Raw genomic sequence first — 23,390 nt, 5'->3', positions numbered from 1 at the left:
TGGCACGCAGGCATGGCCATGCCCGCGCTCACCGATGTTGTGCCGTTGCTGCCTGCATCACCGCTGTTGGCGCAGTTGCGCGCGACGGTACCCAACCTGCAGCGGCGCGTGCCGCTGCAGGCCGACAGCAGTCGCTGGCATGCGTTGCAGATCGGCCCACGCCGCTATCGGGTTGCATTGCCGATCACCTTGACGCCGTATGCCTCGGTGCGGCCCTGTTCGGCGCGCTGCGGGTTTTGTTCGGAGAATTTGCGCCAGCACGCGGGCGGTCTGGCGGGGGCGATGCTGCGCCCGGGCCCGGACTATTTCGCGCAGTTGCGCGCCGCACTGCAACTGCTGCATGCGGTGCCATTGTCGTATTCGCTGTCGGGTCTGGAAATGACCGACGATGCGCAGTGGCTGCAGACCTTGCTGCACACCTTGTCCACCACTCCCGATGGTCCGTGCGTCGAGCAGCGCGTGCTGTACAGCAATGGTGCGGGCCTGGCGCGTACGCACAGTGAGCGTCTGCTCGATGCGCTGGTGGATTTCCGGGTGTCGTGGCTCGAATTGTCGCGTCACCATCCGTTGCAGGTGCAAAACGACGCGATCATGCGCTTCCGGGCGGGCGAGCCGATTGGCGATGCCACCACGTTCGTGCAGACCGCCCGTCGCATCGCCGCGCGTCTGCCGCTGCGCCTGGTGTGCATCGTGCAACGGGGCGGGGTATGCAGCGCAGAGGAGATTGCGCGGTATATCGAGTGGGCGCGCAGCTGTGGTGCGGGTCAGGTGATCTTCCGCGAGTTGTCGCGGCTGGACGATGCGTATCGCAGCAACGGCACGCTGCGTTACATCGAGCGGCACCGCATCGGCGTGGAACACCTGCTGGCGACGTGCATGCAACAGCCATGGTGGTCGCGTTGGCAGCTGGATGGCATGACGGAAGGCTATTACTTCTGGAATGTGCGGATGCGTAGCGAGGATGGCATGCAGGTGGTGTTCGAAAGCGCCGACTACGCCGCGATGCAAGCCCGTCACGCCACCGGCGATCTGTACAAGCTGGTGTTCTTCGCCAACGGCCGGCTGTGCGCGGGGTGGGACCCGGATACCGATGTGCTGTGGGACGCTGCCCATGGATGAGCTCGATCAACGCAGCTGGTGGACGCCGGCGCCCGACGATGCGGCCTGGGCATTGCCCGACGACCTGCGCGCCAGCGACCCGCTCAACGGGCGCGACTGTGGCTGGGTGAATCAGATGCGGCCGTTCGTGCGCCATTTCAGCCAGCCGGGCGAGCAGGTGTTCGACCCGTTCTGCGGATTCGGCAGTACCTTGCTGGCAGCGGCCTTCGAAGGCCGCGCGGCACACGGCATGGAGATCGACCAGGCGCGTGCACGGCTGGCGCGCACGCGGCTGCAGCGGCACGCCGTGGATGCGCCGATCGTGGTCGGCAGCCTGGTGCAGGCCGCGCCCGCCGCGCCGATCGATCTGTGTCTGACCAACGTGCCGTATTTCGGTTGCCACTGGCATGGTGCGGCGGAGGCTGGGCAGCTGTATGCCAGCGCAGACTATGCGGGCTATCTGGCCGGCATGCGCGCGGTGTTTCACGCGCTGCGGCGGCACTTGCGTCCGGGCGCGTTCGGCGTGGTCATGGTCGAAAATGTCCGTGTGGGTGGGCGCGTGATCCCCCAGGCCTGGGATCTGGGCCGGATACTGGGCAGCCTGTTCACGCTGCACGACGAGCGGGTGCTGTGTTACCCGCGTCCTGCCGTTGCAGTGGAGCCTGCAGGCACCGACAGCAATCGCAGCCACGAATATGCGCTGATCTTTCAACACGCCCGCGCCCGGTTGGATGTGCAGCAGGCAGGGCAACTGCTGCAGGCCGTGCAGGCGCTCGGCGTGCCGGTGGTGGTGCACGGCAGCTACGCGCGGTGGCAGCAATCGCCTGCGGCGGTGCCGCAAGGCCCGGCGGATCTGGATGTGATGGTGGGCGCCGAGCAGCAGCTGTGGGACCGCCTGACCAGCTGGTTGCAGGCGCAGGGCTTCAGCTTGAGCCTGTGGGGCGAGCCCTGTCGCGCGCCAGTGACGCTGGCAGCGGTGCGTGCCCATCACTACCTGCGCGCCGAGCGGATCGGTGCCGATGGCAGCCGCCTGCAGGTCGACCTTCAACTGCCAACGGATGAACCGCCGGTGCCCTGAGCCGGCAACGCGACGCCGCGCGCACATCGGTTGCGGCTATGCTTTGGCCGGTTTTGGATGCCGGAGTCTTCCCATGTCGTGTACTTCCCTGATCGCGCGCGGTGCGCTGCTTGGCGCGTTGGCAACCCTGGCCGGCTGTGGTGGCAGCAAGGGCGACAGCATGCTGATGCGTGAGTCGTTCAACTCCGACGACACCTATTCGCGCAGTGTGGCGGCCACGTCGCCGCAAGCCTGCGAAGCGGCACGACGCGTGCTGTTGAGCCAGGGTTATGCGGTGACGCGTGCCGACGCTGCGGCAGTGGAAGGCAGCAAGAACTTCCAGCTGAAGGAAGCCGACCAGAGCGAGCAGCTCAATCTACGGATTTCCTGCGCGACGCAGGATGGCGGCAAGGCGCAGATCTTCGTCAGCGCGCTGCAGGACAGATACGCGTTGAAGAAGAGCTCGACATCGGCCAGCGTCGGTGTCGGCGTACTCGGTTCGTTGTCGTTGCCGGTGGGCAGCAGCGGCGACTCGCTGGTACGCGTGTCCAGCACCACGGTGCAGGACGCGGCCTTCTACAAGCGTTTCTTCGAACGGCTGAACTCGTACCTGCCCAAGGTGACCGAAGCGGCGCCTGCCGCTGCGAGCGCGATGCCCGCATCGGTACCGGCGGCTCCGCACCTACCGGCCGCACCCGCCTCGGCGCCGGCACCTGCTACCAGCGCGGCTGCGTCATCAGCCACTCCGGCCCCGGCCCCGACCACGGTTGCGCAACCGCCTGTGGCGCCATTGCCGGTCGAAGCGCAGGACCCACCGCCGGCACCGGCCAGCGTGCCGCAGAGCGAACCCGCCACGCAGCCGTGACGCACGATTCACGCAGCGCTCCAAAGCCTGAATAGAGGCGCTGCGCTTCACGTTGTGTTCTCGACCGAATGGCGACAGTGCAGCCATGGCTCGCCGAATGGGCGAGGACGATGGAGACGTACGATGAAAATGCGCAATTCCCTGATGGGTATGTCCCTGATCGCTCTGATGGCGACGAGCACCTTCGCGCAGGCGCAGAACTATTCGCAGCACCGTTACACGACGGCAGATGAAGGCCGCAGGTTCAACGATGGCACACGCGTGCGCTGCAAGAACGTCGAAGTGCAAAAGAATTCCACCGACCCCAATCGCCTCGGCGGCACGCTCGCTGGCGCGGCCATCGGTGGCTTGCTTGGCAACCAGGTTGGCGGCGGCAACGGCAAGAAGGTAGCCACGGGCGTGGGTGTTGTAGGTGGTGCCCTTGCCGGTCGCGCGATTCAGGGCAACCGTCAGCAGGCCAACGGCAATCGCCAGGTCGAGCGCGTCTGCGAACGTCGCTGAGCTTGACGCCACGTTTGTCACGAGCCCCGGTCATGCCGGGGCTTTCTTGTATTTCAGGAGCAGCGCCGTGCTGCCGATCCATCTTCCCGAGCGATGAGTTTCTGCGTACGTAGCGGCCGATGGCAGCGGCGATCGCCATGCGTCGGGTGCGCGCCGCGCGCCGCGTGGCGTCGCGTGGCGAGGCTGTTCTGTACGGTGGCGATGTGCGGCCTGCAGCTGCTGCAAGTGGCCGCTGCCGCACCCAGTCAAACGCTGAGCACGGCCGCACCCGATTGCGTGGAAGCGCTGTTGCGGCGATTGGGTTGGAGCATCGACAGTGCGGCGATCGGCGCGCCAGTGATCCAGCGCGGCGCGCCTTGCACGCGTGGCTCGCTTGCGCAGGCGCACGCAGCAGGCGATCTGCGGATCACGCTGCCGGCGGGTTGGGATGCGCAACAGCGTGGCGTGGCTCTCAATGCGCTGCTGGACGATTCGGCCAGCCAATGCGCCTACGGATTCGAAGTTGGTGCTGCCACGCGTCGCGCCGTCACCCGGTTGCAAGACAATCCGCATTACCGGTTTTCTGCGCTGCAACTGGGCTGGATCGGCTTCGGCTGGCGTGGTGCCGCTGGGCAGGGCTGGAGTGGATTCAGGAGCTTCGGCCGCGGCTATCAGCCACGCGGCAGCAATGCACAGGCGCTGGACGCGTTCTATCGTGGACAGGTGCGTTCGGAATGCGGTGTGGGGCGGCAGGTGGCCCAGCTCGCCACGCAGCGCGAACTGTATGGCGATGCCGGATTCGATCAGGTATTTACCCCGGGCGAACTGTCCATCGGCACGTTCTTGACCTTGCACGACACCGACAGCATTTTGCTCGGCGCGCATGCCGGAGAGTTCTTTGCCGACGGCAAGGCGGTGAAGACTTCGCAACTCGGGCGCCAGGCGTTTGTCGGTGCGCCCGGCTTCATCGCGCATGTGTTCGACAAGGCGTCTCTGGACGACATCCATAACCAGGCCGAAAACTTCGTCGTGGTGGATGTCAGCGATGCGGCAGCGCAGGCGTTGGCCCAGCACGGTGGCTTTGCGCACTACGACGCGCTCAACCGGCAGATATGGGAGCTCTCCAGGCAGCTGCGCGGGCCGGGCAAGCGGCGGTTCGAGCGACTGCTGTACGAGCGCGACGCGGCATTGCGGGTAACGCTGGATCCGCAGCAGCAGGCGCGCTTGCAGGAAATGCAGAGGTTGCTGGATGACCCGTTCTATCAAGGCTTTCTGGTGTATGTGCACCCCAAGGGCACCAAGCCGATCGGATATCACGTCGCGCGCCTGCTCGATCGCAACCCGCGCACACCCTATGCGATCGACCTGACCTTGCACAATCTGCGCAGCACCTTGTACTGGCGATGGATCGACTGGCAGCTGCAGCAGTGCGGCGCCAGCACCGTCACGGAACAATCCATTGAGAATTCCGCCACGCCGGCGCACGCCAGGCGTGGCACCCTGCACTGATCAGAGCATTGAGGAGTGGTTATGGAACTGGGTATGGTGGGTTTGGGCCGCATGGGCGCCAACATGGCCGAGCGTCTGGTGCACGGTGGACATCGTGTGCATGGTTACGATCCGGGCGCGAGCGCGCGCAGCAGCGCGCAGGCCAAGGGCATCGTCACTGCCGATGCACTGGCGGCGCTGGTCTCCGCGCTGCCGAGTCCGCGCGTGGTGTGGCTGATGGTGCCGGCGGGCAAGATTGTCGATGACACGCTGGCGCAACTGCTGCCGTTGCTGCAGGCCGGCGACATCGTCATCGATGGCGGCAATTCGTATTACAAGGATTCGCAACGCCGCGCGGCGCAGTTGCAGGAAAGCGGCATCGCGTTCGTCGACTGCGGCACCAGCGGTGGCGTCTGGGGCTTGAAGGAAGGCTATAGCCTGATGGTTGGCGGCGAAGAGGCCGCGGTGACCACGCTGCATCCGATCCTGGCCACGCTGGCGCCTGCGCCGGACAAGGGCTGGGGACGGGTGGGCCCGAGCGGTGCCGGCCACTTCACCAAGATGGTCCACAACGGCATCGAGTACGGAATGATGCAGGCCTATGCCGAAGGGTTCGCCCTGATGCAGCACAAGACCGATTTTGCGCTGGACCTGCACCAGGTCTCGGAGATCTGGCGCGACGGCAGCGTGGTGCGGTCGTGGTTGCTGGACCTGACCGCCGATGCGCTGCGGCATAACCCGGCCATGGACGGTATCGCGCCCTTCGTGGCCGATTCTGGCGAAGGCCGCTGGACAGTGGCCGAGGCGATCGACCTGGAAGTGTCTGCGCCGATCATCACCTTGTCGCTAATGGAGCGCTTGCGTTCGCGCGACAAGGACTCGTTCACCGACAAATTGCTGGCGGCAATGCGCAACCAGTTCGGTGGCCACGCAGTGATGACCACCACCGCGGCAGCGCCGACGATCGGCAGCAAGGACGCGTAGGCGGATCGCTCGGAGGGCCGCGATTGCCGAGAGGCGTCGCGGTCGCAGAACGGTTTGAAGGCGGTCGACTCGGGCGCGCGCATAGGCGTCACCAACCGGCTGCCCGCAATGCGCGTCGCGCGCCCGCGCAGCCGTCGTTTCAGGACGGCTCCACGTTTCAGGACAGCTCTGCGTTCGTGGCGTGGCGCGTATTGGGCCTGTAGAGGCAGTGCGTTGCGCCAGCGAGCTGCGTCGCTGCCACACATGGGGCGCCTTGCACATTGCGTGCGGTCGATTCGGCGGCGGCGTGTTGTCAGGCGCCGGCTGCGCTTTGCGCGCGCGGTCGATGCCTGCGGGTCGTCAGGACGCGCGCTTGCCATCCAGCCATTGCACCTGTCCGGTCGCTGCGCTGCGCTGCGCCAGTTCCAGCAAGTGCATGAGTTGCACGGCGTCTGCGCCGGCGACCGGCGCCGGCCCGGTGCCGGCCAACGCATCGCGGAAGGCCGCATAGCACTGCCGATAGTCGCCGGCCAGGTTGTCGGGTTGATGGGTATGTACGCGGCCTTCTTCATCCACCCGGGTGAGCGTGCCCGGCAAGGGGTCCACGCCCCAGCCGACCGTGCCCGGGCGACGCCCGGCGCGCAACTGGTCTTCCTGGGTGTCCAGGCCGTGCTTGAGATAACTGCCGCGCGTGCCATGCACGGCAAACCGCAGGCTGTTGTCGGCGACCAGCGAGCCGGCATGCAGGATCACGCGCAGCCGCGGGTAGTGCAGGGTGACGTGGAAATAATCGTCGCTGCGCGCCTGGCTGCGCTGGCGTTGCAGATCCGCACCGATTGCCTGCGGCGTGCCGAACAGTTGCAACGCCTGGTCGAGCAGATGCGGGCCCAGGTCGTACCACAGGCCTGCGCCGGGGATATCGCTCTCGCGCCAGCGGTCGCGCACCTGCGGCCGATAGCGGTCGAAGTGCGAATGAAATTCCACCACCTCGCCGAGTTGGCCTTCGTCGATCAGGCGACGCACGGTGAGAAAGTCGGCGTCCCAGCGTCGGTTCTGGAACACGCTGATCACGCGCCCGGCCGCTGCCGCAGCGTCGACCATGGCGCGCGCCTGCGCGGCGTCCAGCGCAAAGGGTTTATCGACCAGCACGTGTTTGCCTGCAGCCAGCGCCTGCAATGCGAAGGGCGCATGCGTCTGATTGGGTGTGGCAAGGACCACCGCATCGAGCTCGGGGTCGGCCAGCGCAGTGTCTAGGTCGGCGACGACGGCGACCTCGGGGAAATCGGCCTGCGCCTGCTGCGCTTTGGACGAGACCAGGCTGTGCAAGCGCAGCCCCGGCGTGCTGGCAATCAGCGGCGCATGAAAGGTGTGACCGACATAGCCGTAGCCGACGACAGCCAGATTGAACGGTTTAGCCATTGAAAACGGTTCATCGCAACGAACGAGGGAATCCGCATGGTATTGCACATACCCGTGTGCGCGAGGTTCACAACCCCTGCATGCAGCGGTCACGTGTGCTCGACGACCGCCACCGCAAGCTGCAGCCACATTCAACAGGAGCGATTCGAATGAAGAACATGATGCATGCACGTAAGCTGTTGGCGCTGGCGTTGTCGCTCGGTCTGACCCTGGGTGCTTCGCAGGCATTCGCCGCCCCGCAGGACATGGGCGCGCACAAGGATCATGCCGCTGGCATGAACGAATCCAAGAAGCCGGTCACCGATACCTGGATCACCACCAAGGTGAAGGCCGATCTGCTGGCCACCGACAACGTGTCGGGCACCGACGTGAAAGTCGAGACCAAGAACGGCATCGTGACGTTGACCGGCTCGGTGGCAACCCAGGCCGAGCACGACAAGGCTGTGGCCGTGGCCAAGGGAATTGAAGGTGTCAAGAGCGTCAAGTCGACCGGCCTGAAGGTCGTCGCTGCGAAGAAGTAAGCGCAGCTGCTGCGAATGCCGGGTCAGCTGCGGCGAGGCGGCTGATCTGAGCACGAGGCGCACTCTAGCGAGTGCGCCTTTTTTTTGCGCGTTTGATTCGCGATGCCTATGCGATGGGCCTTGGAAGCGGGCTTGCTGAGCGATGTCGCCAGGCGTTGATGCGATGCCATGTCCAGCCTCTGTTCGCTCTGGTCTGTCGGCCGCCTGCTGACCGGCGCGGGTTGTCCTGCTGCGTTTATCTGTTTATCGGTGACGAACGTCGCGGCGGTCTCGGCTGCAGCGATGCGTTGGATTGGTCCCGGATCGTGCCGTCGACCCGGATCATCGAAGACCACCTGGCCGCCGGGGTAATGCGCAAGCAGGTCATCGGTATTGGAGGGGAGCGTTTCTCACCCACCTATCGACGCGCGATCGCATCCGGCGAGCGCCTGCGCCTGCAGCATGCAGGATCGGGCGGAACCGGGCGTGGCAGGTGCTCCGCTGTGGCGTGGCCCGCCTCTTTACAACAAGGCCGGGCCGATTGGGGCGGACCGCTGGGCCAGCGGTCCATGGTGCTCCACCGCCGACAAACGGCGGCCTTCTCGCGCCATTTTCACCTTTGCTGCACTTATGATATGCCCATTCAGCTATGTCATGGCCGTTGCGGCATGGCTGAACCATTAATCTCGCCCGCGGCGTGATCGGAGACAATGCCGACTCGTCCCGGGCACGTGCAGCGAGCGGATACAGACCTAGCAATGCAGACAACGGTCCAAGCAGACAGATGGGATCGCTGGCGCCTGCCCTCGTTGGCGGTTGCCGTGTGCCTGATCGTGGTGGTGCCGTCGTTGCTGCTGCAGCAGATGGCGCGCAACGCCAATCAGGCCGCAGTGTGGGTCTCGCATAGCCAGGAAGTGCAGGAGACCGCGCAACGGCTGGAGGCGGCCATGCGCGACACCGAATCGGCCGCGTTGATGCGCTCGCACGGCGTGGAGCGCCCGGCCTTGCTGGAACGCATGCGGCGTGGCCGGCGCGAGTCGATAGCGGCGGTGCAGCGGTTGATCGCCCTGACCAAGGACAACCCGCCGCAGCAGGTGCGCATGGGGCGCATCCAGAGCACCATCGAGCGCCGCCTGCTGCTGGCCGAGCGGATTGCGGTCACCACCGAACCGGCGCAGATCCGTGCGCTGATCGACGACATGACGGTGAACAACCCCATCCGTGTGCTGATCGACGAGTTGCAGGGTGCCGAGGGCCGGTTGCTGGCATTGCGCAACGGGCGTGCAGACACCGAACGCCTGCACTACGCGATGCTGAGCTGGGCCACGCTGGCAGTGCAGCTGCTCTTGCTGGCAACCGTCATCTGGCTGCTGCAGCGGCAGATCCGCCGCCGTCTTGCCGCCGAGCAGGAATACCTGCGCGCCAACGGCCGTGCCAGTTCGGTGCTGCAAACCGTGCGTGAGCCGATCGTGCTGCTGGATGCCAATCAACGCATCCTGCTGCACAACCCCGCCTTTGCCGAGTTGTACGGTCTGGAGGAGCGCGGCAACGAATTGATGGCGCTGGAAGATGTGGGCGACGGGGTCTGGCACGACCAGCAGATCCACCAGCGCCTGGCCGACGTGTTGCTGCGCGGGCGCGAACTGTGGGACTTCGAGCATGAGCAGCGCGGCGCCGATGGCGTGCTGCGCACCATGCTGATCAATGCCCGCCGCATGCCATTGCCGGATACCGTCGACGAAGACGTGGTGCTGATGACGGTCAGCGACATCAGCCTGCAGAAGGCCTCGCAACTGCGCATCCAGGAGCTCAACCGGCAGATGGAGGGCAAGGTGGAGCAGGTGTCGGAGGTCAACCGCGAGCTGGAAGCCTTCAGCTATTCGGTATCGCACGACCTGCGCGCGCCGCTGCGGCATGTGGCCGGTTTTTCGGACAAGCTGGCGCGCCATCTGGGCGAGGCGGCCGACGAAAAGTCGCGTCACTACATGGAAGTGATCAGCTCCTCGGCGCGGCGCATGGCTTCGCTCATCGACGACCTGCTGGTGTATTCGCGCCTGGGCCGCAGCGCGCTGCGGTTGCAGGCAGTGGACATGCAGTCGCTGGTGGCCGAGACGCGTGCGATCCTGGATTCCAACGTGCAGAGCGAAAATACCGGCCACCGTGTGGACTGGCAGATCGCGCCGCTGCCGGTATTGGTGGCCGACGAAAACATGATGCGCCAGCTATGGATGAACCTGCTGGGCAATGCGGTCAAGTACAGCGCCAAGCGCGAGGTGGCCAGGGTCGAGGTGACCTACACGCCGATGGCCGACGGCGGCCATCAGTTCAGCGTGCGCGACAATGGCGCGGGCTTCGACATGGAGTACAGCGGCAAGTTGTTCGGCGTGTTCCAGCGCTTGCACAAGGCCAGCGAATACGCTGGCACCGGCATCGGTCTGGCCAGCGCGCGGCGCGTGTTGACGCGTCACGGTGGCCGTATCTGGGCCGAAGGTGTCGTCGACGAAGGCGCCACGTTTTATTTCGAGCTTCCCCCTGCGCTTGAAGCGCCCAACCAAGAGTTCACTGTATGACCGCCATCCGTACCATTCTTCTGGCAGAAGACAGCCCGGCCGATGCGGAGATGGCGGTCGACGCCCTGCGCGACGCCCGTCTTGCCAACCCCATCGTGCACGTCGAAGACGGCGTTGAAGTCATGGACTACCTGCTGCGTCGCGGCGCCTATGCCAACCGCGAAGAAGGCCTGCCGGCGGTGCTGCTGCTGGACATCAAGATGCCGCGCCTGGATGGGCTGGAAGTGCTCAAGCAGGTGCGCAGCGACGAGGCGCTCAAGCGGCTTCCGGTGGTGATTCTGTCGTCCTCGCGCGAAGAGAGCGACCTTGCACGCAGCTGGGACCTGGGCGTCAACGCCTATGTGGTCAAGCCGGTGGATGTCGATCAGTTCTTTACCGCGGTCAAGACGCTCGGCACGTTCTGGGCGGTGATCAATCAGGCACCGGAGCTGGACTGACCCATGCCGCATGAGGGTGGCAAACTGGAGCAGCTGAAGATCCTTCTGGTGGAAGATTCGCCGGAAGATGCCGAGCTGTTGTCCGATCAGTTGCTCGATGCCGGCATCGACGCGGCGTTCGAGCGCGTGGACAGCGAGCCGTCGCTGCGCAGCGCGCTGGAGGCGTTTGCGCCGGACATCGTGCTGTCGGACCTGAGCATGCCCGGGTTTTCCGGCCATCAGGCGCTGCGCCTGGTGCGTCAGAATGGCGCCACTCCCTTCATCTTCGTCTCCGGCACCATGGGTGAGGAGACGGCGGTCAAGGCGCTGCAGGACGGCGCCAACGACTACATCATCAAGCACAACCCCACGCGGTTGCCGAGCGCGGTGATGCGCGCCATCCGCGAGGCGCGTGCAGAGCTCGAGCGCCAGCGCGTGGAGAGCGAGCTGATGCGTGCGCAACGGCTGGAAAGCCTGGCGATGCTGGCGGCCGGACTGAGCCATGACCTGCGCAACATCCTGCAACCGCTGCTGATCGTGCCCGACCTGCTGGCCGGGCGCACCGACGACCCGCAGCTGCGCCAGCTGGCCAACGTGGTGGCCGAATGCGGCCGCCGCGGGCACGAGATGGCCGAGTCGATGCTGTCGTTCGTGCGTGGCTCCAACAAGCCGCGCGAGCAGGTGTCCATCGCCAACCTGTTTCAGGCGGTGCAGATGCTGCTGCGGAGCAGCCTGCCCGATGGCGTGCGATTGCAGATGGACACGATCGCCTTGGATCTGACCATCGAAGCCAACTACACCGAATTGCAGCAATGCCTGCTCAACCTGGGCTTGAACGCGATCCAGGCGATGCCGGGCGGCGGCACCCTGGTGCTGTCGGCCGATCGCTTCGACGCCACGCGCGTGCGCATGAGTGTGGCCGACACCGGCGTGGGCATGACCGATGAAACGCGCGCGCGCCTGTTCAGTCCCTTCTTCACTACCAAGGCCGATGGCACCGGGTTGGGTCTGATCTCGTGCAAGCGCATCGTGGAAAGCTACGGTGGCAGCATCCAGGTCGACAGCCGACTGGGCGAGGGCACGCGCTTTGACATGATCGTGCCGATGCGTGCGGCAGCGACGGTGATCGCCGAGAGCGAGCCGCCGCTGGCGCTGGGCCGTGGGCAGCGCATCCTGCTGGTGGACGGCGAGGCCACGCGGCTGTCGCTGCTGGGCAATGCCCTGTCCAGCCAGGGCTACCAGCCGCAACTGGCCACCGATGGCGCCGCTGCGCTGCAACTGGTGCAGCAGCACGCGATGCCGGATCTGGTGATCATCGACAGCGACATCATCCTGTTGTCGGCGGTGAGCGTGTTGTTGAGCATGCAGGAGCTGGGCTACCAGGGGCCGGCGATCGTGCTGGAAGATGTCGGCGCGCCGTTGCAGCGTGCGCATTTCCCGCCCGACATCCCGGTGCACGTGCTGCGCAAACCGCTGGAAATGCGCCGTGTGTTTCGCGCGGTAGCGCATGCGCTGGAAGTGGCCTGATCCACGCGCGCGCGCGCTGCGCCTGTGCCGATGGGCCTGTGGCGCGCGCCAACAGTTGACGCTGACGCCGGCCGCATGCGCGAATACCGCATGACCACCGTGCTTCTCAGCCTCGGCAGCAATGTCCAGCCGACTCACTACCTGCGCTTGGCCGTCGCCGCCCTGCGCGCGCGCTTTGGCCAGCTCGACGTCTCCCCGGCATACCGCACGCCGGCAGTGGGCTTCGATGGGCCGGACTTCGTCAACAACGCCGTGGCCTTGCAGACCGACCTGGACCTGGATGCGCTCGACCACTGGTTGCATGCGCTGGAAGATGCGCATGGCCGCGATCGCAGCGGGCCGCGTTTCAGCGACCGGACCCTGGATGTGGACGTGGTGTTCTTTGGCGATTGCATCGTCCAAGGGCCGGGCCATCTGCGTATCCCGCGCCCCGAGCTCAAGCATGCCTTCGTGCTCAAGCCGCTGGCCGATATCGCGCCGGACTTCGTCGACCCGCTGAGCGGACGGAGCTTGGCCGCGCTGTGGCAGGCGCATCCGCAATACGGCAGTGCGTTTACGACGGTGGAGCTGGATGCGCCCGCGCTGCGTGCTGCGCACTAGCGCAGGTGTACGGCGCGGCTGGCCGTGCTGCACGACCGTGGTGAACTGACGGTACGGCCGCGCCTATCGGTGTAGGCGCATCCGTCTGCAATCGCAGACGATGCACCCTCACGCGACGCGCGACCAGAATCTGGCGAGCAGCCGCCAGCTGCGTGTGGACGGCGCACTGAAAACCGGAGTGTAGGCACCAGGTGCCGCACCGGGCACTTGCCGCGTCCGCCTGGGGTGAGTGCGGTCATGTGGCTGGCCGCTCTCAGCTGAGTTGACGGCCGCCGTCCACATGCAGGGTCTGCCCGGTGATGAAGCTGGCGTCGTCCAGCAACCAGCGCACCGCCTCGGCGATCTCTTCCGGCGTGCCGATGCGCGCCAACGGCGTGCGGGCGAGCAGCGCCTGCCTGGCGTCGGCAGACTTGCCTTGCTCCGGCCACAGGATGGCGCCGGGCGCGACGGCATTGACGCGTACCTGCGGAGCCAACTCCAGCGCCAGCGAGCGGGTCAGCATCTCCAGCGCGCTCTTGGAGGCGCCGTACAGCGGATGGTTGCGCATCGGCTGCTGTGCATGCAGGTCGGTGAGATTGACGATGGCGCCGCGGTGCTGGCGCAATTGCGTGGCAGCGGCCTGGGCGATGAAGAACGGCGCGCGCGCATTGACCGCGAACAATTCGTCCCACTGCGCCGGCGTGGCGTGACCAAGTGCCGTGGGATAGAACGCCGAGGCGTTGTTGACCACCCCATCCAGGCGGCCGAATGCGTCGATGCACTCGGCCACCAGTTGCGCAGGCGCGTGCGGCAGGCGCAGATCCGCGTGCAAGGCCTGCGCGCTGCCTGCGCGTTGCGCGCACAGCTCGGCCACGCGCGCGCCGAGCGCGTCGGCGGACTGATGCGCGTGCAGGGCAACCCGGTAGCCGGCGGCGTGCAGCGCGGCGGCGATCTGTGCGCCGATGCGCCGGCCTGCGCCGGTGATCAACACCACCTTGGAACTGTCTGTCATGGCGTACTCGCTCGGCGTTGCAAAGGGCTCGGCTATCCTGTGCATTGTCCCCGCAACCGGTGCCCGCATGCACGCCGACCTCCCCACTCCCGATTCGGACGCGCTGGCCCACAGCGACCGACTGGCTGCGCATGTGCGCGCCGAAATCCAGGCCGCCGGCGGTGCGATTCCGTTCTCGCGCTTCATGGAGCTGGCGTTGTATGCGCCGGGTCTTGGTTACTACAGCGCCGGGTCGAGCAAGTTCGGCGAGGCCGGCGACTTCGTCACCGCGCCCGAGCTGGGCCCGTTGTTTGCGGCCACCGTGTCCGGTGCGCTGGCGCCGGTGCTGCAGCAGCTCGGGCCGCAGGCGCGCATGCTGGAAGTGGGCGGCGGCAGCGGCGCATTTGCCGAAGTCACGCTGAAGCGGCTGCTGGAGCTGGACGCGTTGCCCGAGCGCTATGCGATTCTCGAACCCAGCGCAGACCTGCGCGAGCGTCAGCGCGAGCGCCTGGGGCGCAGCCTGATTCCGCCGGTGTTCGATCTGGTCGAATGGCTGGATGGCCCGTTCCCGGACGATTGGGACGGCGTGCTGTTCGCCAACGAGGTGATCGATGCGCTGCCCACGCCGCGCTTTGCGATACGTGAGGGCGAGGTCTACGAGGAAACCGTGGTACTCGATGCGCAGCAGCAGTTTGCGCGTGGCGAGCAGCCGGCCGACGCGTTGTTGAGCGCGGCGGTACGGCATCTGGAGCGCTATCTGGAGCAGCCATTCGCCGATGGCTACCGCTCCGAGCTGCTGCCGCAGCTGCCGTACTGGATCCAGGCGGTGGCCGGCGGCCTGAAACGCGGAGCGATGGTGTTTGTCGACTACGGATATCCGCGCGGCGAGTTCTATCGCGCGCAGCGCGAGGACGGCACCTTGCGTGCGTTCTATCGCCATCGCATGCATGAAGACCTGTATCGCTGGCCCGGTCTGCAGGACCTGACGGCGTCGGTGGATTTCACCGCGCTTGCGGAGGCGGGCACCGGTGCCGGCTTCGAACTGGCCGGTTACTGCACGCAGGCCAGTTTCCTGTTGGGCAACGGCCTGGATGGCTTGCTGGCGCAGGCCGATACGCGCACCGATGAAGTAGGGCGCATGCGCCTGCGCGAGCAGATCAAGCGGCTGACCTTGCCCAGCGAGATGGGCGAGCGCTTTCAGGTGATGGGCTTTGCGCGCGATGTGGACATCGCGCCCGCATTTCTGGCCGGCGATCTCACATGGCGGCTGTAACGCAGACGCTGCGCCCGTTTCATCGGCCGCGGTTGTGGGTGGGGTTATGGATCGCTGCGATCGTGGTGGTGATTGCAGTCTGCCTGGGGCCGCCGCCGGAGATTCCGGAGCTGCCGGACAACAGCGACAAGGCCGAGCACTTTTTGACCTTCGCGCTGTTGTGCTGGGGCGCGGTGCAGTTGTTTGCCACGCGCCGCGCGCAGGCGGTTGCGGCCATCGGTCTGGTGGCGTTAGGCATCGGTATCGAGATCGCGCAAGGCGCACTGACGACCAATCGAAGCGCCGACCCCTACGATGCGCTGGCCGACACGCTGGGTATTGTCGCCGGCCTGTGCCTGGCGTGGACGCCGTTGCGTTTTGTGATGTTGCGGATCGACCAGCGCCTGTTTGCGCGGCATTGAGTCGCGTGCGCGCAGGCGCGTACGAACGCACGCCTACGCCAAGCATTGCCGTTATCGGGCGATGGCTTGCGATGGCGAGTGAGGCGTCGGCAGCGAGCACCGGGTCGTTGTGGCAGCCGACGGCGGTGTCTGACGTTCCAGACCCGGCGCAGGGCCGCTGCATCGCGTAGCAGCCCTGCGCACATCATCGGATGTAGCGTCAGTCCCAGCCCGTGGATGGGCGAGTTACAGCTTCATGTTCAAGCCAAGATAGAGCTGGCGCCCTGCCGCTGGCGAAAACATCGGCTGTGCCTGCGTCCAGAAGAAGCTGTCGTACCACACGTAGGCGTACTCGCGGCCGGTGGCGTTGCGGACCTGCAGATCCACGCTCCAGGCCGGGTTGATGGTGTATCTGGCGGTGAGATCCAGGGTGGCGAAGCCGCCGTACTTGCCGGCCACGTTGCGCTCTTCCAGGTAGTAATCGCCTTGCGCGCGGCCCTGCATGCCCAGGCGCAGCGCAGCGGTCGGGCGGTATTCGACGCCGATGTTGCTGATGTAACGCGGCGTTGCGGCCACTTCGCGGCCGACCAGCGACACGCTGGCATCGCGGTCGTCGCGTTCGATCTTCGCTTCCTGATACGCGTGCGATGCCCATAGCGTCCACCTGTCGCCCAGCTGCGCATTGATCTGCGCATCCACGCCACGCCGGCGTGTCTTGCCCAGGGTGACGGTGGTGCCGGTGGCGGGCATGTTGGAGACTTCGTTGGCCGCGTCCTGTTGCCACACCGCGATGCGCGCCTGGCTCCCATGGAACGGGCTGAATTTCATGCCCAGCTCCATGCCGGTATTGGTGGACGGGCGCACGTCTGGCTGCCCGGCGGTGAGGTAAGCCGGCGCAGTGGAGCCGGTCAGCACCTGGAAGCTGCGGCCCCAGTTGGCATAGACGTTGGTGGTCGGGGTAAAGGCGTAGACCACGCTCAGTTTCGGCTGCTCGATGGTGCCGTAGCGCTGCAGCGGTGCGCGAACGCCGCCGGGCAGTTGGGTGTGGCCGTCGAAGCGGTCCACGCGGTAGGCCGGCACGATCTTCAGCGCCTCGATCGGCTGATAGATCGCCTGCACGTAGGCGCCCCAGTTGTCGAAGGTATGGCGGTCGTCGTTCTGGATGCGTGCCGGGGCGGCGTTGAAATTGGTGGGCTCGGCGTAGCTGAAGCGCTCGCGTCGGTAGGCGTTGTCCTGATGTTCGTAGTTGACGCCGCCTTCCAGGGTGAGCGTGTCGCTGCTGCGCCAGGTCAGCGTGTTGAGCATGCCGACCTGGGCCTCGTCCCAGATGCGGCGCTGGCGGGGCGCATTGCCGGTGGGCAGGTCGCTGAAGGTCACCTGGCGGTCGTCCAGATAGCGGTTGTAGTAAAGCCTGGTGCCTAAAAACAGTCCTTCCGCCAGCTTCAGGTCCATATGGACGCCGACCTGGCGCATGTCGCGGTCGTCGCCGTCGTTGCGGTTGCGCAGGTCCGAGCTGCGACGGTCTGCCTGCATTTCCGCTGCGGTCATGAAGCCGGGTTCGTCGGCCTGGTTGTGATAGACGCGTGCGGTCAGGCCGATGCGCATGCCGTCGTCGAGGCTGCCGTAGAACCATTTGCCGCCCAACGCATATTTGCTGGAGGTGTCGTGCTCACGGTAGCCATCGGAGGCCTGCACGCCGACGAAATAGTTCTGCGCAAACCCGTCGCGTTCGCGGCCCACGGCCAGCTGCCCATCGCGGGTGTTGAAGCTACCGTAGGTCAGGCGCGCGTCGGTGTAATTGCCGCCCTGACGCGTGCCGAAATTGATGTTGCCGCCGATGTTGTGCAAGCCGTAGCGCGGATCATTGGTGCCGCGCACCACCTCGATGTAGCTGATTTCCAGCGGGAACAGCATGTCGATGAAGCGCTGGTTGCCGCTGTTGACGTTGCTGGGAATACCGTCGATCAGCGTCTTGATCGCATTGAGGTAACCCTCGCCGTTGAAGGCGCGAAAGCTGACCTTGCCCGATTCGGCGCCCTGCCGGGTTTCGGTGAGCTGGATACCGGGCATCTGCCCGAGCAGCTCCCAGCTATAGGACACGTTCTTGTCTTCGATCTGGTCGGCGCCCAGTACGTCCACCGAGGTCAGCACCTGATGCGCGGTGAGTTGGCCTTCGCCATGTTGGTGGACATCGACCTTGCCGAGCGTCAGCGCCGAATCGGACGACTGCGCACGCGCTTGGGCGGCAAACAGGATGGCAGCCACTGCCGCGACGAGAATCTGGATCTTCATGGATCGAACGACACCGATGCGAAGGAGCTGATCACCCCATGTGTCAGCTAATGCAATATTATAACATATGTGACGTACGTCGCTGGCGCTGGCTGAAACCGCCAGCGCAGCGTGTCCTGTACGCCCGTCTGGGCGGTTGGTGCGTCTAGCACGCGCTTTGCTTGAGCGCGTTGCCCGGTCAGCCGGGCATGCGCGCTGCGCGTTCGCGCAGCCATTTGGTCGCCACCCACTTTTCGCCGGCCAGCACCGGGGCGCCGGCATGCAGGCTACGTGTCATCGGGTGCGGGCGGTCGTAGCTGAAAAACACCGCATTGCCCTTGATCGCGGCAATCTCCAGATGCACATCGGGAAAGCGCGTGGCCCCGCCGCGGTCGGGTGTGTTGAGGTACATCACCATCGAGGCGACGCGTTGCCCGCCTGCCTGCAGCAACACTGGCGTGCCCGCTGCGTCGGGGTCGAAGTAATCGTAGTGCGGCTGATATTCGGCGCCGGTGCTGTAGCGCAGAACCTGCAAGCCTTCGCCGTGATCCACCGGCCAGTCGAGCAGGCGGGCGATACGCGCTTCGATGCGTTGGCAGAGCGCATCCTGCCCGAGTTGCAGGCACATGCTGTCGCTGGTGCGCGCGGCATGCACCACCTGCGTGCCGTTGGCGTTGTCCACGGTGCGCGAGCGCGCAAGGTGTGGCTGCGCCAGTGCGATCAATGCATCGCATTCGGCATCGGACAGAAAATCACCCAGCACCATCACGCGCGGCAAGCGCATGCGCATCAACACGCGCACCTGACGATCGCCCAGATCCAGCAGCGCGGCATCGCTGTCGTGCAGCAGCGCCGGCACGCGAACCGGCAGCGGCAATCCATGTGTCTGCGCATGCTGCTGGATGTGCGCACGCACCAGCGCTTCGACTGCATCGATGGCGTCCTGTTCGTCCCAGCCACTATCCAGCAGCGGTTGCAGTGCTTGTTCGGGCGGCTGGCCGGCCAGGGCCTGCGCCACGATCCAGTCGGCCAGGGTGGTGGGGATATCGGTGTGGCTCATCCCGCTACAGTGCATGCCAACGTGTGGCAGCTATATGTCAAATGTGTCGTGGTAAGACAAATGCAACAGACGGCCCCTATAAAGGTGACGGGGATCTTGAACGTGCTCGCCACTGCAGTGAGCGGAACGCTACCAATTCTTGACGACTCCTCTTCATACCGGACCTTTTGACCTGGAGATCAGCCGCATGTCCGTTCGCAATAGCAGCAAGACACTTCTCATGACCTTTAGCACCGCACTGGCGTTGTCCGCCTGCGGTGGCGGTGCAGACCGCGTCGCCTCGCCCGGCGAAGGCGCGTTTCCGCCCGCACCGGCACCGACCCCGGCGCCCACGCCTGCACCAACGCCGGCTCCGACACCGGCTCCGACACCGACGCCGACCGGCCCGGCCGCGGATTGCCCGAGCGGTTTTTCCAACGTCGGCACCATCGCCAACAACACGCTGCGTGCCTGCCAGTTGCCGGAGACCATCACCGGCAACCTGGTGGTGCCCGCGCGCGCCGGTACCGCGTATTCGATCAGCGGCCGCGTCAACGTCGGTACCGACCGCGGCGGCGACGCCACTGCGCCGGCGGCCGGCAGCGCGCAGGGCGTGCTGACCATCGAGCCGGGCACGACCCTGTACGGTTCGTCGGGCAGCGACTACATCGTGGTCAATCGCGGTTCGCAGATCTTCGCCGAAGGCAGCGCCAGTGCGCCGATCGTGTTTACCGCGCGTCAGGCGCTGGAAGGCCAGGTCAACGCCAACACCATCGGCCTGTGGGGCGGCATCGTGGTGCTGGGCCGTGCGGCGATCAACAACTGCCCGGGCACCACCGTGTCCGGTACGCCGCAGTGCCAGGCGCAGGTCGAAGGCACCAACGCGTTCTATGGCGGCAATAGCGCTACCGACAACAGCGGTTCGATGCGCTATTTGCGCGTGATGTATTCGGGCTTCGAAATCTCGCCCAACAACGAGCTGCAGGGCATCACCCTGGCCGGCGTGGGTAGCGGCACGCGTCTGGATTACGTGCAGATCCACAACAGTTCCGACGACGGCATCGAGTGGTTCGGCGGCACGGTCAACGGCAGCCATATCGTGATCACCGGCGCCGACGACGATTCGCTGGATACCGATGCAGGTTGGAGCGGCGCATTGCAGTTCGGCATCGTGGTGCAGCGCGCCGGAGGCGGCGACCGCATGAACGAGTGGAGCAGCCTGCGTCGCCAGCCGTATTCGCGCCCGAAGGTGGCCAACTTCACCTACGTGGGCAATGCGCGCGCCGGTGCGGCGATCATGCTCAATCAGGGTACCCAGGCCGCGTTCTACAACTCGGTCTTCACCCGTCCCGCCGGCGGCACCGGCGATGGCCTGGTGTGCTTGAACATGGCCGATACCGACACCGCAGGCACCTTCCACTCGGTGTTCTTCGCCTGCCCGACGGCGTTCGGCAGCGACCCGCGTGCGGCCAGCCAGTTCGCCGCCGGTACCAACAATGTCGCCAACGGCGTGTCGACCTTGCAGAACACCTTCATCAACGGCGCCAACGAAACCGCAGTGCCGGCGTTCCAGGGCCTGAACGGGGTGAGCAGTTTCTTCCAGCAGGTGAATTACATCGGTGGCGTACGTGATGCCAACGACACCTGGTGGCAGGGCTGGAGCTGCGGCCTGACCGCCGATCGCCCCTGCTGAGGCACGGCATCGCACGGCGGCCAGCGCGCCGCCGTGCGATGCGTCCAGCTTCATCTTTCTGTTGTCAGGGCTCCCACGATGCGAACCTTCGCTGTCGCCCGTCTTTCGCGGACGGGCCTGTCTCTTTCCATTTCCACCTTGCTGCTGTCCGGTGCCGCCATGGCGCAGTCGACCGGCAGCGATGCCGCCGGCGGCGGCAGCAGTTCCAGTGCGGCCGCCATTGCGCCCAAGCAACTCGACCAGGTCGTGGTGCGCGGCGAATACATTCCCGAACCGATGCTGCAGACCTCCGAAGTGGCCTCGTTCGTCACCCGCGAGGACATGGAGCGCACCGGCGACAGCAGCGCCGCGGTGGCGCTGACGCGCGTCACCGGCCTGAGCCTGTCGCGCGGCAAATACGTCTACGTACGCGGTCTGGGCGAGCGCTACTCGTCGGCCTTGTTCAACGGCTCGCCGCTGCCCAGCCCCGAGCCGATGCAGCGTGTGGTGCCGCTGGATCTGTTTCCCAGCGACGTGCTGCAAAGCGTGACCGTGCAAAAAACCTATTCGGCCGATTATCCCGGCGAATTCGGTGGCGGCGTGATCGATCTGCAATCGATGACGGTGCCGGACAAGCCGTTCCTGTCGCTCACCGTGGGCGGCGGCGCCAATAGCGTCACTACCGGCGAGAAGGGCCTGACCTATTACGGCTCCGGCGATGACGAGTGGGGCTTTGATGACGGTGCGCGCAAGCAGCCGGGCGCATTGCGCGATGCCATCGCGAGCGGGCGCCGCGTGGACCTGGGCAATTTCTCGCGTGATGACATCCGCCGCATCGGCCGCAGCATGAACAACGCCAACCTGTATGTGCTGCAGGAAAAGGACAGCATCGACCCGGACGTCAACGTCGGCGGCAGCGCCGGCTACAGCATGGACATCGGCGAGGCCAAGCTGGGCATTCTTGCGGTGGCCAGCTACGACAACGAATGGCGCACGCGTACCGGCAAGCAGCAGGACGGCATCTTTGTCGGCGATGGCGTGGAGTTCAATTCCAGCTACGACTTTGCGACCACGCGCAACAACGTGCGCACCAACGGCATGCTCGGCCTGGGTTGGGAATATGGCCGCCACAAGATCGGCTGGACCACCTTGTATGTACACGACAGCCTGAAGGTGGCGCGCAGCCGCGCCGGCCGCGACGAGCTGGCCGGATTCGATGTGCGCGACGACAACACCGAGTGGTATGCGCGTCAGTTGATCAACAATCAGCTGCTCGGCTCGCATGCGTTCGGCGAATACGACGATCTCAGGATCGAGTGGCGCGCGGCGGTGGCCAATGCCAGCCGCGATGTACCGTACGAAACCGGCATCCGTTACGAGTTGCTCGACGGTTACTGGGCGCACGATGCCTCGCGCGTGCAGAACTACACACGCTTCAGCAAGGTCGACGACAAGGTCGCCAGCGGCGGCGTGGACGTGACCTGGCGGCTGCCGATCGAGCACGACCTCACCGTCAAGGGCGGGTTGGCGTATCTGGACAACGACCGCACCGCGTGGAGCCGCGAGTTCCGCTTTCTGGCGCTGGATGGCCCGTTGCCGTTCCTGAACCAGTATCAGCGCGTGGATTACCTGATCTCCGACTACAACCTCAGCAACGATCTGCTGCGGCTGCGCGAGACCACCGGCAGTTTCGGTGCGGCAGCCTACGACGCGACCTTGAAGGTCAAGGCGGCCTACCTGCAGGCAGAAGGCGAGATCGTGCCGACCCTGCGCGCCACCGTGGGCGTGCGTTATGAAGACGCCACCCAGGCGGTGCATCCGTACGACATCTTCAGCGGCGCACGCCAGGACAGCGTGGCACCGTTGCAGAACAGCTACGCGCTGCCATCGGCCACGGTGACCTGGAACTTTGCCGACAACCAGCAGCTGCGCTTCGGTGCGTCCAAGACGATCGCGCGGCCGCAATTCCGCGAAATGGCGCCGCAGCAGTATCTGGACCCGGATATCGACCGCCAGTTCTTCGGCAATCCGTTCCTGATCGACAGCGAGCTGGTCAATCTGGATGCGCGCTACGAATGGTTCTTCGAGCCGGGCCAGTACGTCACCGTCGGCGCGTTCTACAAGAACATCGACAAGCCGATCGAAGCCATCGTCAACGACGCGCCCGGTGGCGGCATCGTGCAGAGTTTCATCAATGCGCCCAAGGCCACGTTGTACGGCATCGAGCTGGAAGCCAAGAAGTATCTGGACGTGCCGGTCGCGGCCGATTGGTGGGGCGACAAGCGCCTGTTCGTGTCCGGCAACTACACGCGCACCACGTCCGAGGTGAGCGCCAGTGCCGGCGATACCGTGCAGCCGTTCGGCTTCAGCGCACCGGTACAGGCCAACCTGTTCATTCGCGACGGCTCGGCGTTGCAGGGACAATCGGACGATATCGCCAACCTGCAGATCGGTGTGGAGAGCGAGAGCACGCACAGCCAGGCGACCTTGATCGCCAACTACGTCGGCGAGCGAATTTCTGCGCGTGGTCGCCCGGGTCAGCCGGATTACATCGACAAGCCTGGAACCTCGCTGGATCTGGTAATCAAGAAGGGCCTGGTGTGGTCTGGCGATACGCTCTCGGTGAACTTCGCCGCACGTAATCTGCTCAAGACCAAGTATCAGGAGTTCCAGCGCGTGGGCAGCAGCCGGGTTGATCTGTACACCTACCAGCCCGGCATCAGCTATGACATCAGTGTGACAGCGCGTTTCTGATCCATCGGGCGCGTGTCGGATCGCAAACGCCCGCTGTGCTTCGGCATG

General features: G+C 65.5%; 20 protein-coding genes. 16 read left to right on the top strand and 4 right to left on the bottom strand.

Annotation, left to right across the window (positions count from 1 at the left end; genetic code table 11):
• Nucleotides 1-18 precede the first annotated feature (18 nt).
• From FHY18_RS11855 to gnd, 6 genes are all read left to right on the top strand, one after another.
• Nucleotides 19-1,119: a hypothetical protein gene (locus FHY18_RS11855; RefSeq protein ID WP_259155254.1), complete on the top strand. Its 1,101-nt coding sequence runs from the start codon at nt 19-21 to the stop codon at nt 1,117-1,119.
• On the top strand, nt 1,112-2,176 hold the full coding sequence (locus tag FHY18_RS11850) for a DNA methyltransferase (protein WP_259155253.1): 1,065 nt from the start codon (nt 1,112-1,114) through the stop codon (nt 2,174-2,176). Before FHY18_RS11855 ends, FHY18_RS11850 begins: the two co-directional genes overlap by 8 nt.
• A gap of 73 nt (nt 2,177-2,249) precedes the next feature.
• Nucleotides 2,250-3,020, top strand: coding sequence for a DUF2242 domain-containing protein (locus tag FHY18_RS11845; RefSeq protein ID WP_259155252.1), 771 nt, complete (start codon nt 2,250-2,252; stop codon nt 3,018-3,020).
• 123 nt (nt 3,021-3,143) lie between these two features.
• Nucleotides 3,144-3,521 carry a glycine zipper 2TM domain-containing protein gene (locus FHY18_RS11840; RefSeq protein ID WP_259155251.1) on the top strand — a complete coding sequence of 126 codons (378 nt, stop codon included), beginning with the start codon at nt 3,144-3,146 and terminating at the stop codon, nt 3,519-3,521.
• Nucleotides 3,522-3,722: 201 nt separating this feature from the next.
• On the top strand, nt 3,723-5,009 hold the full coding sequence (locus FHY18_RS11835) for a hypothetical protein (protein ID WP_259155966.1): 1,287 nt from the start codon (nt 3,723-3,725) through the stop codon (nt 5,007-5,009).
• Between the two features lie 21 nt (nt 5,010-5,030).
• A complete protein-coding gene (gene gnd / locus FHY18_RS11830) occupies nt 5,031-5,972 on the top strand; it encodes a phosphogluconate dehydrogenase (NAD(+)-dependent, decarboxylating) (RefSeq protein WP_259155250.1) in 942 nt (313 codons plus the stop codon).
• A gap of 339 nt (nt 5,973-6,311) precedes the next feature.
• Here the strand turns inward: gnd and FHY18_RS11825 are convergent, their stop codons facing one another.
• Entirely contained in the window at nt 6,312-7,370 is a 1,059-nt protein-coding gene (locus FHY18_RS11825; RefSeq protein WP_259155248.1) for an oxidoreductase, read from the bottom strand.
• A 149-nt stretch (nt 7,371-7,519) separates the two neighbouring features.
• On the opposite strand from FHY18_RS11825, the gene FHY18_RS11820 reads away from it, so the two are divergent.
• The 6 genes from FHY18_RS11820 (at nt 7,520) to folK (ending at nt 12,983) form a co-directional block, all read left to right on the top strand.
• Nucleotides 7,520-7,891 carry a BON domain-containing protein gene (locus tag FHY18_RS11820; protein WP_259155965.1) on the top strand — a complete coding sequence of 124 codons (372 nt, stop codon included), beginning with the start codon at nt 7,520-7,522 and terminating at the stop codon, nt 7,889-7,891.
• Nucleotides 7,892-7,962: 71 nt separating this feature from the next.
• Nucleotides 7,963-8,571, top strand: coding sequence for a hypothetical protein (locus tag FHY18_RS11815; RefSeq protein ID WP_259155246.1), 609 nt, complete (start codon nt 7,963-7,965; stop codon nt 8,569-8,571).
• Between the two features lie 57 nt (nt 8,572-8,628).
• Nucleotides 8,629-10,440 carry an ATP-binding protein gene (locus FHY18_RS11810; RefSeq protein ID WP_259155245.1) on the top strand — a complete coding sequence of 604 codons (1,812 nt, stop codon included), beginning with the start codon at nt 8,629-8,631 and terminating at the stop codon, nt 10,438-10,440.
• Nucleotides 10,437-10,877, top strand: a complete 441-nt coding sequence (locus FHY18_RS11805; RefSeq protein WP_046964586.1) for a response regulator — start codon at nt 10,437-10,439, stop codon at nt 10,875-10,877. Before FHY18_RS11810 ends, FHY18_RS11805 begins: the two co-directional genes overlap by 4 nt.
• A 3-nt stretch (nt 10,878-10,880) precedes the next feature.
• Entirely contained in the window at nt 10,881-12,383 is a 1,503-nt protein-coding gene (locus tag FHY18_RS11800; protein ID WP_259155244.1) for a hybrid sensor histidine kinase/response regulator, read from the top strand.
• A gap of 90 nt (nt 12,384-12,473) precedes the next feature.
• Nucleotides 12,474-12,983, top strand: coding sequence for a 2-amino-4-hydroxy-6-hydroxymethyldihydropteridine diphosphokinase (folK, locus tag FHY18_RS11795; protein WP_259155243.1), 510 nt, complete (start codon nt 12,474-12,476; stop codon nt 12,981-12,983).
• Between the two features lie 253 nt (nt 12,984-13,236).
• Here the strand turns inward: folK and FHY18_RS11790 are convergent, their stop codons facing one another.
• Entirely contained in the window at nt 13,237-13,974 is a 738-nt protein-coding gene (locus FHY18_RS11790; protein WP_259155242.1) for a pteridine reductase, read from the bottom strand.
• Here FHY18_RS11790 and FHY18_RS11785 point away from each other — a divergent pair.
• Nucleotides 13,973-15,226, top strand: a complete 1,254-nt coding sequence (locus FHY18_RS11785; RefSeq protein ID WP_259155241.1) for an SAM-dependent methyltransferase — start codon at nt 13,973-13,975, stop codon at nt 15,224-15,226. The two genes, FHY18_RS11790 and FHY18_RS11785, sit on opposite strands and share 2 nt — an antisense overlap.
• Nucleotides 15,214-15,627 carry a VanZ family protein gene (locus tag FHY18_RS11780; protein ID WP_259155237.1) on the top strand — a complete coding sequence of 138 codons (414 nt, stop codon included), beginning with the start codon at nt 15,214-15,216 and terminating at the stop codon, nt 15,625-15,627. The genes FHY18_RS11785 and FHY18_RS11780 overlap by 13 nt, the downstream gene beginning before the upstream one ends.
• A gap of 225 nt (nt 15,628-15,852) precedes the next feature.
• On the opposite strand, the gene FHY18_RS11775 is transcribed toward FHY18_RS11780, so the two are convergent.
• Together FHY18_RS11775 and FHY18_RS11770 are read right to left on the bottom strand one after the other, a co-directional pair.
• Nucleotides 15,853-17,898, bottom strand: coding sequence for a TonB-dependent receptor (locus FHY18_RS11775; RefSeq protein ID WP_259155233.1), 2,046 nt, complete (start codon nt 17,896-17,898; stop codon nt 15,853-15,855).
• Between the two features lie 178 nt (nt 17,899-18,076).
• The gene (locus tag FHY18_RS11770) at nt 18,077-18,937 is read right to left on the bottom strand and encodes a 2OG-Fe(II) oxygenase (RefSeq protein WP_259155232.1); all 861 of its coding nucleotides are present in this window, start codon (nt 18,935-18,937) and stop codon (nt 18,077-18,079) included.
• A gap of 187 nt (nt 18,938-19,124) precedes the next feature.
• Between FHY18_RS11770 and FHY18_RS11765 the strand changes: the two genes are divergently transcribed.
• Nucleotides 19,125-20,609, top strand: coding sequence for a hypothetical protein (locus tag FHY18_RS11765; protein ID WP_259155231.1), 1,485 nt, complete (start codon nt 19,125-19,127; stop codon nt 20,607-20,609).
• A gap of 78 nt (nt 20,610-20,687) precedes the next feature.
• Nucleotides 20,688-23,342 carry a TonB-dependent receptor gene (locus FHY18_RS11760; RefSeq protein ID WP_259155229.1) on the top strand — a complete coding sequence of 885 codons (2,655 nt, stop codon included), beginning with the start codon at nt 20,688-20,690 and terminating at the stop codon, nt 23,340-23,342.
• Nucleotides 23,343-23,390: the final 48 nt, after the last annotated feature.

The sequence above is a fragment of the Xanthomonas sp. 3793 genome (assembly GCF_024806835.1).
Taxonomy (GTDB): Bacteria; Pseudomonadota; Gammaproteobacteria; order Xanthomonadales; family Xanthomonadaceae; genus Xanthomonas; species Xanthomonas arboricola_F.
Note: the sequence above shows the minus strand (reverse complement) of the source record. Positions and strands in the feature narration are given on the sequence as shown.